This window comes from Alteromonas sp. G5_S2_22_S1, assembly GCF_054968525.1.
In genome coordinates this window covers 106,471-119,280 of sequence record NZ_JBQKUJ010000007.1, presented here as the reverse complement: position 1 = coordinate 119,280, position 12,810 = coordinate 106,471, and the positions used below count along the sequence as shown (strand labels likewise).

Sequence of the window (12,810 nt, the reverse complement as noted above, 5' to 3'; positions counted from 1 at the left end):
TTCAGCTTAAAACAATGAGTCTTTTGGGCTTGCGTTAGGGGTGTTGCCATCCGAGGTAGCGTTGCTCTTTTGGCTTTGCTCTACGGGCTCATTCTCCTTATCAGCCTCATCAGCGCCATTGTCGTCTTCATCGTCATTACGGGAGCTATCGGTTCTGTTATCGCCTAAGAAGAACTCATAGTAGAGATCTAAAGCAAACTCCGACTGATCTTCTAATGTGGTTTGAATCGCCTCTAAGTAAAGGCTTGGAAGCAGCTGGTATTTAAGCGCTAAGTCTGGCGGTAACTGCCTGCGTCGTAGGGTGCTGTTAGCATCATTATTACTTAAGCCTACATCTACGTTATATTCTACTGATAAACGGTCGTTAATTTGCCCTGTGACCGAGAGCATATTCTCATTGGTACTTAAGCTGAATTCATCAATGCCCAACGCACTTCCTACCTGCCCTGTCAGAGTTTCTGTATTAGAAAGCCCAAAGCCCAATAGCAGTGCAGCATAGTTAGGGTCTTGGGTGCCCGAATTAGGGCCCGAGCCGGTCAATAAGTATGACAATACGCCCTGCTGGTCCATTGCGGGCTCAGAAAACAAATTTATACTGGGGGCGTCAGCCGCGCCGTCTATACGAATACCGGCTATGACATCGTCGTCAGTTTTAGCTGGGTCGCGTATGGCCTCTACCAGTAGCAACGGTTGGTCGATAGGGCCGTTAAACTGAACTTCGCCGGTTTGAATAATCAACTGCTGACCATAGGCGCTATAGCGACCGTTTATTATTTGCAGGTCGCCATAGCCAACTAACGCTGGTTGCGTATTCACTCGTATGCCGCCGAATAAGCTGGCGGTAAGACCAAAGGCCTCAAGTTTTACTTGTTCGGTTTTGTTTTTATCGATGTTTACAAGCACCGACGCATGTACGATATCTAGCGGTTCTTCTCTATCCGGTTCCCCCCGCAGGTGGACATCTTTAGACGGCGACACTGCGCTTTCTGGAAGCGACTCAATTTCAATTCGCGCCCACGGTATGTTGACCTCGCCGTTCACATCGACCTTTTCTTGCGTCGCGGCAATGTCAATATTTGGCGACACTTTAAGACGAATGTCGGGCTGTCTAATTTCAAAGCCGTTGCCTTTTAAATTGAAGGTGGCGCTAGGGGTAGACGACCAATCCAGTTCCCCTTTTAGCGTACCTTTTCCGCCGCCCAATACAAAGGTTCCGTCTAGCGAGGCGGTTTGGTCGTTAAGCACCACTTTTTGGTTCCAGTCAGCGAGGGTGACTGGGGTATCTTGTATATCGATAGCGCCGTTTGAAACAGTAAGCTCACCGTTCAGCGATGGGTCGTCAACATAGCCACTAAGTGTAATGTTGCCGTTGAGTAGGCCTGTAAGCGTCCTGATAGCAGGAGAAAGTGGCTTAAACGGTGCTACATTTAGCCCTTCCATGACCAGCTTTCCATCAAGGGGGATTTGCTCGTCGAATGGTCGCGTATTTAGGGTTAGCGTAGCATCACCAATGTCTTGACTCGAAATCAGTGAGGTTGACGCTAATTGCCCTTGTTTAATCTTACCGGTTGTCTCGATTGAGTTAATGGTAAGGGTTAGCGGTCTGGTTTCACCCAGCTGCCAAGGGGCTTTACTCATTGACGCCGTAAACGTGGCGTCTATAGGGTCTTGCTGTGAGTAACTCCCTTTTGTTTTTATACTAAGGGTAGCTTTGGAGGGGCTTGAAACCATGGTGGGTGCCAGCTCATTGGCCCAGAGACCTACTGGTAAGGATGAGGCACTAATGTCCCAGTTGGCCTTACTTTCTTGATAGTTAACGTTTGATACGCACAATTCGCCTTCTCTGCGGGAGGTCCAGCAGTGCTTGCCTATCTTTGCCGTGACGGGGGCTGTGCCGATATCTAGACTGAACGGGCTTGATAATGTCCACTGCATATTGGCAAGCTTTAACGTGGTATCACTAATTTCGCCAATCCAGTGGTTATTACTCCACGCCCCTTTGAGGCTAAGGGCTATGTTGTTATCAGGTACGGCAAGGTCAATTTCAGCGTGATGATCTTTATAGGTGCCGTCTATGGCAACGTTCCCGTTTAACGGCCCTTGCTGAGCGGCTGAAGCATTTAAGTTAGGAGATACGGTGATATCAGAAAGCGCTAACGCGCCGTTTGCGCGAGGGTTTTGCCAAGGCCCCGATGCTTTGATATTGCCATTCACGGCCCCGGTTACTTCAGGGTAAAGGCTATTGATGGCATTAACGCTAATATCAATATCTGCATTTAAATGACGCTTATTTAAAACCTGAGCGATAGCACGAATGGTATTTTTTTCTTGCTCGTTTTCTTGGATGATATTGACGTTGGTAACGAATAAGTCGCTCGGGCCTGCATATACTGCATTGCCTTTTACTTGAAGCGGCTTACCCTGCAGTACACCTGAAATGTTCAAGTCTCTTAAGCTCATGTGCAGGCCGCCGCGCTCGGAATATTGCAAAATACTGTCAATTTCGCCGTTTAGCTGTTGAGGGGCATAAGTGCTGAATTGTTGCGCTGACACATCAGTTAAGGTGGTTTTGCCTTCCCAGGCGATAGTCTCATTTAAATACAGCGTTCCCGTATTCGCTAAGCTTCCTTCCAGTGCGCTGATATTGGCCTGGTTAACATAAATATTATTCTTTTTAAGTACCACATCTAACGATACGGGGATATTGCCAAGGTCGGGCAGCGTTGCCGCGCCATCACCTTGAAGCTGGTAATCACCCATGGTGCCAAAAAGGGATAATTGCCCCTCTTTTAACAGGGCATTTTCCATGGTTGGTATAGCCTGCTCTTGCCAATTTGCGGTGAACTCAATAGGTAAATTTTCGTCGAGAATATTGATTTTTAAATTGGCATCAGCGCTAATCGCTCCTGTGGCACTAACCGATAGCGTGAGGTCGTCTGCAGCACCGGATGCATCCATAACGAGTGTTTGCGGCGCATCGTCAAATTGAGTGTTAACCTTAATTTTGGCATTGAGCGGGAAATTGTCTTCAAGTGTGGCACTTGCGCTCCCTCTAAGCTCCCCTTTTTCATGCACCACTGTCATTTCTTCAACCGCTATTTCGCTGCCTTTAAAACGGGTTTGCAAAAGCGAGATAAGCGCCACTCGTTCGATACTTTCACCCTGTATAACTTGTAAGTCTTCAACTAATAAGGTGCCGAGGGAAAAAGGAATCGGTGATGTAATTGTAGGTAACTGTGGTACATCGTAGGTCAATGAGTACGACGTAGGCAAAGGGCTGTCTTTTACCTTTTCTGGCTCTGCGTTTTTCTGATTCTTAGGTGGCGTATTAGGGGCGTTAGCCGGTGATGTCGATGGTGAATCTGTGCCTTGCTCAACAAGCGCTACCTTTACCCCTTTCGTCGCTAAACTATCAAGTGAAAGTGCCTCATTACCGTTAAAGTCGACGAGTTCTAGTTCATCAATTTCGACGATAGTGGTGAGTAGCGCAAGCTTAATATTGCTTAACGCTAAGTACTCGACTTCGATGGGAAGTGGCAAAGCAAACTCATCGTTAGCATCGGTTTCGTCTGGCGCTTCTGGAGCTAAGGCAAGTTGGGTTAACGTCGCATTTTCAAGCGTGAGTTCATTAACGCACACTTTAGGTTCAAACAGGCAGCGCCATGTTATATCGATATAGGCGTATTGGGCTGACACTTTCCATTGCGGGTTCTCCCACTGTACGTTGTGTACTTCAAGCGTGTCGGCAAAGCCGCCGTCTATCGCATCGATAGACAAGTTATCTACAAAAGTGTTGGCTACAAGCTTAACGGTTGGTCCGCCTAATGGGCTAATTAGCAGCGCATATACAGCTACCAGCAAAAGAATAGGTGAGAGTAAAATGGCCGAAATAGTGCGTTTTCTCATAGCTCAGGCCCCAGCATGATATGTAACTGCCATGTATTTTCATCGGGGGCAAACCCCCTTGCAACATAAAGACGAACGGGGCCGATTGGCGAAAGCCAATGGACACCCGGGCCAACGCTATAGGTTAGTGTTGTACTGGTGTCGTTGGTGGCGGTACCGGCATCAACAAATGCCGCGACGCGCCAATTATCGGCTACGCGATAGGCATATTCCACGCTTGTGGTAAGCAAATATTTCCCGCCTATTGAATCGGTCACAAGTTCACCGGTTTCGGGGTCGATAACATCTGCGGTGGGCGATATTTCTCGATAGTCAAAACCCCTAACGCTTTGGTCTCCCCCAGCGTAGAAACGCAAAGAGGTGGGCACTTCATCGAAGCTGTTGGTTTTAATAGCGCCTGCTTCACCGCGTAAGGATATTCTATGTACATCGTTAAACGTGCGTATCAACGTAGCCTCTACTACCGCTTTAGCAAAGTCGATGTCAGAGCCAAAGCCTTCTTTGCCATATTGTGCAAGCATTTGAATGTAGCTGCCGTTGCTGATGTTAAGCTCGCTGTCTTTATTGCGATAGGTTAACGAGTACCCCGGTAAAACCAGTGACGTGGTATTGGTGTTAAGCTCCCCTTGATCGTACGTTTCCCTAAGGTAAGTTATCGAACCATCGTGCTGCCATGGCGAGTCGTTTTTTTGCCAGTAGCGGTGGGCAGACAACGATAGGGTTTCACTTTCAAAGGACGTGTTGGCGTATTCAATAAATTGGTAACCCGCCTCAATGCTGGCGTAATCACGAGTGATGTTTTTCATGGGAATGCGGTAGTCGGCGGTAACAGACTGTTCGGGCTCAGATATAAAGATATCCGATGATACCGAATGTCCTTTGTCATTTACCCAAGGGCGCTCCCAGCCAAGTCGGACCCGCGGGCCGGTATCGGTGGCCGCGCCAAGTGACACATTAAATGCGTCGGTAGGCCTGTGCTGTAGTGACACCTCAACAGGTACACGTAAACCCTCAGCGTCACTCACTACCGGCCTGGCAATCACACGATTGAAATACCCAGATTGATTCAATCGCCGATTGAAATCAGACAACACCGCTGATGAATAAGCGTCTCCGGTTTCAAATGGTTTAAGGCGACTGATAATGGCTTTTGCTTTGTCTTCGCCGACGATTTTGAGTTCACCAAACTGGTACTGAGGCCCGCTTTGCGCAATTAACAGTACGTTTGCCTGCTTCGCACCACGCACTAGATCAAGTCGGGTAGCCTGCCAGTGAAAGTCAAAATAGCCGTTGGAAAGGGCATAGTTAAACATCGAAGACTTAAACGATTCATAGATAGTCTGGTTGAGTACATCGCCTTCCTTAAGCTTAAGTGCGTTAAAACGCTCTCTAAACGCTTTATCTTCACGCCCTGCCCCAATAATTTCACGGGTCACTTTATTAATGGTTAGGGGGGCGTTTAACGAAACATTAACCGTAACCTTGTCGCCGTCATCGATAACAACGTTAGTCTCGCTGTTGTAATAGCCATATGGCTGCAGTGCTGTTGCCACTGTATCGCTCACTTCCCCTTGCCAATATGGGTCAGTAAGTAGTGCTTTTTCAACATCGAGGCTGTTCAAGTGAAGCCGAATATTGTTGCGTAGCTTATCGTCTTTTACGCCTTGAATATTATAGGAAATGCCCTCTTGCGCTTGCGCGGTCGATGCTAACATACAGATCAGCGAAAGCAGTACGCCGCACATCAAAACCAAATGAGTCTTGAATGTTTTCAACATAAACTGTCGGAAAAGTGGGTCTTGCAAACTGGCAAGCCCGGTCCAAATTGAAGGCATGAAAAGGCTAAATCCTTAAGATAACGCTGGGCTAAGAAGCATACCGCTTGATAGTAAAGTCCGTATTGTGAACGCGGTTAATGATACCACAATTGCGTTTTGTATCCCCAAACTACGATGAGAGATCAAATATTTGCGCTAACACTTGGCAGAGTAAAATATCATGGATTGTTTTTTGTACGTCAAGACCCCTATTTTGCTAGTGCATGGAGAGGAAGATCGCATAGTCCCGCCTCTACATAGTCGCTACATGGCAGATGAATTGGAAGATTACGATAAAGTTTTTAAATATGTTGAACTTGAAAGTGGCGATCATTTTTTATCTATTCAGCGTAATCGGCACCTATTCTTCAAAGAAATGGATATGTTTTTGAATCAATATTTGAAACCTGCTTCAAAGGACGATGCGGTGAAAGCCGGTCTTACCACTGAATAGTACCCGTTAAACGCCCCAGTATTTAAGACAAGATTTCTTCGTGCTGGCGGCTTTTTAACCAAATTTCAGGTACACTTATATAGGCGCGATTATTTCGCGCCTTTTTACTTTCCCACACTTAATTTCATATTCGAGACTTTATGCCCCAGACATCTAATGGCGTATCTGAAGATACGGCAGCTGTGCAAAAGCCCGCTCTTGGCCTTGTTGAATTTGTTGCGTTAATGGCAACCATGACATCGCTGGTTGCCCTTAGCATAGATGCTATGCTGCCCGCACTTATCCAAATTGGTGAGTCACTTAACGTAGAAGAGGCACATCATACCCATTTGATTGTAACCGTGTTCTTTTTAGGCATGGCGTTTGGGCAAATGTTTTTCGGTCCGTTTTCAGACAGCCGTGGCCGCCGTCTAACAATACTTGTGGGCTTATGCATTTTTGCCTTAGGTACGTTTGTTTGTATGCTTGCCACTAATTTAGAAACCATGCTGGTGGGGCGCGTTATTCAAGCTTTTGGGGTGTCTGGCCCGCGCATAGCCTCTATGGCAATTATCCGCGACTTGTACGTGGGTGATGCGATGGCAAAAGTTATGTCATTTATCATGATGGTGTTTATTTTAGTGCCCATGCTTGCCCCAATAATTGGTCAAACCGTAATGGAACTGACATCTTGGTTCCATATATTCACGCTGTTTCTACTGGTGGCTACTATGGCGGGGATTTGGTTCTTTTCTCGTCAAGGCGAAACCTTGCCTCGTGCAAAGCGCAGAAAATTCTCGCGTGCACACTTTTTTAAATCATCAAAGTTTATTCTGACCCATCCAGAAGTTATGGGTTATACCTTTGCCATGGGTTGTATCTTCGGGGCGTTTTTGGCGTATTTAAGCGCGTCACAAACCATATTTACCGTGTTTTATAATGTAGGAGAGTGGTTCCCGTATATCTTCGCTACCCTCGCCTTTTCTATCGGGCTTGCTTCTTACTTCAACGGTAAAATGGTAATGCGTTTCGGCATGCGCAAGCTTTGTCGATTTGCGCTTAAAGGGGTGAACGGGTTTGCGGTTGTCTACCTTGCCTTGTTATTTGCCTACGACGGGCTTCCGCCTCTTGTTCTTACTATTGCTGTGATGTTTGTAGGGTTCTTTTTTGTCGGTATTTTATTTGGAAACTTAAACGCCATGGCCATGCAGCCGCTAGGCGATATGGCTGGGCTAGGTGCAGCTATTATCGGCTGCTTCTCAAGCTTATTCTCGGTGCCCGTTGCCCTTATCGTTGATAGTTTTTTGAATGGAAACTTGATGCCCATTGGTTGGGGCTTTCTTATCTTTTTTGCATTAGCTTACGCATCAGTGCGCTTCGCTGAGCGTGTTCGGGAAGGTGTTACTTCGTAACCGTTAAGTATTAATAGCTTCTTATGTACAGGCGCAGTAAGAAGAGCGAGACTCGCTGAGTTATAGAAATAAAAAAGCCCGACCAAAATGGTCGGGCAAGAGGGCTTAGTTAAGCACCTAACGACAGAAACTGTCCTAACCTCTGTTTTTACACAACTATGGCTTTCATATCAGTCATGTAGCCACGCAAGGTCTTACCTACCGATTCCACACCGTGTGAACGGATGGCTTCGTTAATCTCAACAAGGCGTTTGTTCTCTACTTGATTAGAAGCAGCAGTCAAACCCTTACCGATAACGCTGGTATCAATGGTAGGCATAAATTTCTCACGCAAAATCGGAATTGCTGCATTGGCAAACAAATAGTTTCCGTATTCTGCTGTGTCTGAAATAACCACGTTCATTTCATACAAACGCTTACGCGCGATTGTGTTAGAAATAAGCGGCGTTTCATGTAGCGATTCGTAGTACGCAGACTCAGGCAGAATACCGGCTTCAACCATTACGTCGAACGCAACTTCAACACCACACTTGATCATGGCAACCAATAAGATACCGTGGTCAAAGAATTCTTGTTCACTGATTTCACCTTCGTAAGCTGGTGCGTTTTCAAACGCAGTCTCACCGGTCTCTTCACGCCACTTAAGTAGGTTCGCATCGCCATTCGCCCAGTCTTCCATCATAGTGCGAGAGAACTCACCGCTGATGATATCGTCTTGGTGCTTTTCAAATAGCGGACGAAGTAAATCAGTTAACTGCTCAGAAAGCTCAAATGCCTTCACTTTTGCAGGGTTTGATAGACGGTCCATCATATTAGTAACGCCGCCAATCTTAAGTGCTTCAGTAATGGCTTCTAAGCCGTACTGAATAAGCGCACCTGCATAACCTGGGTCAATACCGTCATCAACCATTTTCTCGAACGCAAGTACTGCTGCAACTTGTTGCATACCACATAAAATGGTTTGCTCACCCATAAGGTCAGATTTAACTTCAGCCACAAATGAAGACTCAAGTACACCTGCGCGGTCACCGCCAGTTGCACTTGCCAGAGCTTTAGCCTGATCCCAACCTTTACCTTCAGGGTCGTTTTCCGGGTGCACAGCTATTAGTGTTGGTACACCAAAGCCTCGCTTATATTCTTCACGTACTTCTGAGCCTGGGCTTTTCGGCGCACACATAATTACTGTGATATCGCTACGAATTTGCTGGCCTTCTTCAACAATGTTGAAGCCGTGTGAGTAACCTAGCGTTGCCCCTTTTTTCATAAGCGGCATTACTGCCTCTACCACACTTGCGTGCTGCTTATCAGGTGTTAGGTTGTAAACTACATCAGCTTCTGGAATAAGCTGCTGATAGGTACCAACAGTAAATCCATTGCTTGAAGCGCGTTTGTAAGAGTCGCGTTGCTCATCGATCGCTGCCTGACGCAGCGCATAAGAAACATCTAACCCTGAGTCACGCATATTCAGGCCTTGGTTAAGGCCCTGCGCGCCGCAGCCTACAATGACAATTTTCTTGCCTTTTAAGAACTGACAACCGTCAGCGAATTCATCGCGTGCCATAAAGCGGCAGCGGCCAAGCTGGTCTAACTGCTGGCGAAGTGACAGGGTGTTGAAATAATTAGCCATAAAAATTTCCGAACAACATTCATTTTTGTCAATATCAAACACCGACCTTGGCGTCGACAGACCTCGTCTATGACGACTTGGTAGTGAGACTAAAAGATTTCTTTTGTTTTGGAAAATGATATATTTGCAAGATAATATTGCATAAAGTGAAATATATATGGATTTTCGCAGTCTACAGCTCTTTAACCACCTGGCTACCAGCCTTCACTTCGGCGTCACCGCTGAGGCCATGTATGTATCGCCATCTACGTTAAGCCGTGTTATTCAGCGTCTTGAAGACGAGTTAGGCTGCACCTTGTTTAAACGGGATAACCGTAAAGTCGCGCTCACCCATAGCGGGCACAAGTTATTGTCCTTCTCAAAACAAGCGTTAGCTGATTGGCAGCAATTGAAAATTGATTTAAAAGAAGATAGCGATGCACTTCAAGGGGAACTCAGTGTATTTTGCTCGGTAACTGCCAGTCAAAGCCATTTGCCCGCTATGCTAAGGCAGTTCAGGCAGCAGCACCCGGGTGTCGATATACGGCTTATCACAGGCGATCCAGCCCTTGCCATTGAAAAAGTAAAAGGTAAACAATGCGACTTGTCTATTGCCATCTACACCCCTGATATGCCAACAGATTTGCATTTCACCGCCCTTGACAACGTGCCTTTGGTGCTTATTGCTCCTCGAGAATGGCGCTTGACCCAATTAAGTCAGCTAGATTGGACCAAACATCAGGTGATCATGCCTGAAACAGGGCCAACACGACGCACGGCATACCACTGGTTTGCCGAGCACGGTATTCGCCCTAACGTGTATGCGTATGTCGGCGGTAATGAGGCCATTGTAAGCATGGTAGCGCTAGAGTGTGGTGTAGGCTTTGTACCAAAAGTGGTACTTGATCATTCCAGTATGGCCAATGCGGTAACTCAGATACCGGTAGATGATATAGAGCCCTATGCGCTTGGTTTATGTTGCTTGCAGGACAAGCAGAACGAGCCGCTGATAAATGCCTTTATGGAACTAAACTTATCATCAAGACCATAGGCTTCGTATACGCTTGCGTAAACATTTGCGGCTAATTAGCACTAAGTTGTTTTATCAAGTTGTCTAATGCGCGATAGCCTAACGCTTCAGCGATATGAGCGCGAAGTACGCCCTGTGACCCTTCCAGATCGGCAATGGTTCTGGCCACCTTTAGCGTGCGGTGAAACACACGCATGGATAAATTCAGCTGTTTCGCGGCTGCCTGTAAAAAGCGTAAGTCTGCATCATCAAGTAGGCAAATATCGGCAAGCTCGCCCGCATGTAGCGCACCGTTAGGTTTACCTTGGCGCGCTTGTTGTTTATGCCTTGCTTCAATAACCCGTTGGCGGGTGTCAAATAATGAATCGTTAGGCATATTGGCCCGTTCTGGCAGGTCGTAGTCGGGCAAACGGGGCACTTCTACCTGGATGTCTATTCTATCGAGAAGCGGCCCAGAGAGGCGATTTAAGTAGTTAAGTTGCTGCTGTGGTGTCAGACGATTATCATCAATATCACCCGTCGGGCTTGGGTTCATCGCTGCTACTAACTGAAAATTAGCTGGGTACGTAGCGCTTCCTGAAGCTCTCGACAAGTGTACATCGCCAGTTTCAAGGGGCTCACGCAATACATCCAGCGCTTTGCGTCCAAATTCAGGCAATTCGTCTAAAAACAAAATACCGTTATGGGCCAGCGATATTTCGCCCGGCACCGGATTAGAACCGCCACCAGTAAGCGCCACAGCAGAACTGGTATGATGGGGAGAGCGCAAATGACGCGTTAAAAAGCGCTCGGCGTGTAAGGTTTCACCTTTTACTGAATGAATGGCGGCTACTTCAAGGGCCTCTTCCTCGCTCATATCTGGTAGTAGCGAGAGCATACGGCTAGCTAGCAGGCTCTTTCCCGTGCCGGGAGGCCCCACCATTAGTAGATTATGCGCACCACTTGCGGCAATGATTAACGCCCGTTTAGCCTGTTCCTGCCCGATAATATCATCCCAACCTGTTTGCACCTTATTAGGCGAATGTGAAGCAAAAGGCTGTCCCTTTGCCAATTTCTTATTGCCAGTAAGGTGTTCATAAACAGACAGTAAATCAAACGCGGGAAAGCGCGTAGCGTGGGATACAAGTGCGGCTTCAACGTCATTGTCACCAGGGTAAACCAAAGCAATATCTTCGTTTGCGGCTGTCATTACGACGGGAATAAGGCCGTTAACCGGCTTTATTTCTCCGTTTAAAGCAAGCTCGCCCACAAAGGCAATATTTAATAAGCTTGTATCTGAAATATAGCCGGAAGCGGCGAGTATACCTACGGCGATGGGAAGATCGAATCGCCCGCCGAACTTAGGAATATCAGCGGGAGCTAAGTTAACGGTTATTCGTTTGGCAGGAAATTCAAAGCCACTGTTGATAAGGGCGCTGCGCACACGCTCACGGGCTTCCTTTACACTGGTTTCAGCCATGCCCACTAGTTGAAAGGCGGGTAAGCCGTTAGCCAAATGAATTTCTACGCTCACCTCTGGCGCAGTAACGCCTTGGCCTGCAAAAGTTTTAACCACAGCCATGCCCATAAGCCTTACTCACCCCTGTGTCTTTATCTCTTATTTCAAAGTTTAATGCATCCATCGCTCATGCAGAGCAAACGCAGCAAGGCTCAACTGTAGTGGGTGTGAAGAAAACTTGTAACTGTACTGAGGGAGTGAATATCGACGGAATTAAAAAATGCGGGCCTATTGTTTAAAGAGGAAATGAGGTCGGTGCTGGTCTTGCCTATTTTAACGCTTCACTGGCCTGCATGCGCTCAGCGAAGCGTTAACTAAAGCGCTTAATGGTGATCGTTATAAAAGACGGGTAATTGCCAGTGCCAGCGCATGGCACCTAGTCTAAACAGCACGGTAGTAGCAAGAGCTGCGATCCCGCACCACTGGGTAGCAAGGTCAAATTCAAGTGCGATGCCATATACAACCCCGCCAGCAATACAGGTCATCGCATAAAGCTCGCCGTTTAAAACCAGCGGCACTTCTCGGCAGATAACGTCTCGTAATAACCCGCCAAATACGCCAGTAATGGTGCCCATTGCAACCGCCACTGCCATGCCGGTGTCATTCGCCAAAGCTTTTTCTATACCCACCACATTAAACAAGGCTAAGCCGAAGGCATCGGCAATCAGTAGGTAATGAAAAGGAAACCGTGGGCTTATTCGAAGCCAGATGATGGGGACAAAAGCCGCAATGAGAGTGGTATACAAATAGTCGGTATCGGCAATCCAAAACACAGGTACATCTAACATAACGTCGCGAAGCGTACCGCCACCGATAGCCGTGGCACTGGCTAGCACCACAACGCCGAACCCATCCATGCGTTTTTGATAGGCCATAAGAGTGCCTGAAATTGCGCATACCGCAACGCCTGCCAGGTTTAGCCAGTGAAACCAATCGAACATGCTTATTACCCTTTTACTACTCTTAAGAACTCGCTATTTCTACCGCAAAAAACTTGATCAAGCCGTGTGTTTCATGCTATTTCTTTGCGCAATACCAATTCGCGGTTTACCGCGCGTTGCGTGTAGGGGTAAAGCCATAACCCCTAACAAACAACATTTCATTTTTA

General features: G+C 47.0%; 7 protein-coding genes and 1 pseudogene. 3 read left to right on the top strand and 5 right to left on the bottom strand.

All coding sequences use genetic code 11. The features are described from left to right. Positions 1-6: 6 nt before the first annotated feature. Positions 7-3,906 (bottom strand): translocation/assembly module TamB domain-containing protein, encoded by a 3,900-nt coding sequence (locus tag ACTRWF_RS09800; RefSeq protein ID WP_462835480.1) that lies wholly within the window; start codon positions 3,904-3,906, stop codon positions 7-9. Further along, positions 3,903-5,741 carry a BamA/TamA family outer membrane protein gene (locus ACTRWF_RS09795; RefSeq protein ID WP_462835479.1) on the bottom strand — a complete coding sequence of 613 codons (1,839 nt, stop codon included), beginning with the start codon at positions 5,739-5,741 and terminating at the stop codon, positions 3,903-3,905. Before ACTRWF_RS09795 ends, ACTRWF_RS09800 begins: the two co-directional genes overlap by 4 nt. Before the next feature lie 181 nt (positions 5,742-5,922). Between ACTRWF_RS09795 and ACTRWF_RS09790 the strand changes: the two are divergent. Together ACTRWF_RS09790 and ACTRWF_RS09785 are read left to right on the top strand one after the other, a co-directional pair. Further along, positions 5,923-6,177, top strand: a pseudogene (locus ACTRWF_RS09790) (alpha/beta hydrolase family protein); the annotation flags it as partial. Between the two features lie 140 nt (positions 6,178-6,317). Then, complete coding sequence (locus tag ACTRWF_RS09785; protein ID WP_012518722.1) at positions 6,318-7,568, top strand: multidrug effflux MFS transporter; 1,251 nt, start codon at positions 6,318-6,320, stop codon at positions 7,566-7,568. Positions 7,569-7,716: 148 nt separating this feature from the next. On the opposite strand, the gene ilvC is transcribed toward ACTRWF_RS09785, so the two are convergent. Next, complete coding sequence (ilvC, locus tag ACTRWF_RS09780; protein ID WP_012518723.1) at positions 7,717-9,195, bottom strand: ketol-acid reductoisomerase; 1,479 nt, start codon at positions 9,193-9,195, stop codon at positions 7,717-7,719. A gap of 157 nt (positions 9,196-9,352) precedes the next feature. Here ilvC and ilvY point away from each other — a divergent pair, with 157 nt between their 5' ends. Beyond that, positions 9,353-10,225, top strand: coding sequence for an HTH-type transcriptional activator IlvY (gene ilvY, locus ACTRWF_RS09775; RefSeq protein WP_012518724.1), 873 nt, complete (start codon positions 9,353-9,355; stop codon positions 10,223-10,225). 31 nt (positions 10,226-10,256) lie between these two features. Here ilvY and ACTRWF_RS09770 read toward each other — a convergent pair whose 3' ends face one another. After that, entirely contained in the window at positions 10,257-11,771 is a 1,515-nt protein-coding gene (locus ACTRWF_RS09770) for a YifB family Mg chelatase-like AAA ATPase (protein ID WP_024017260.1), read from the bottom strand. A 254-nt stretch (positions 11,772-12,025) separates the two neighbouring features. After that, positions 12,026-12,643 (bottom strand): trimeric intracellular cation channel family protein, encoded by a 618-nt coding sequence (locus ACTRWF_RS09765; protein WP_071960278.1) that lies wholly within the window; start codon positions 12,641-12,643, stop codon positions 12,026-12,028. Between the last annotated feature and the right edge of the window lie 167 nt (positions 12,644-12,810).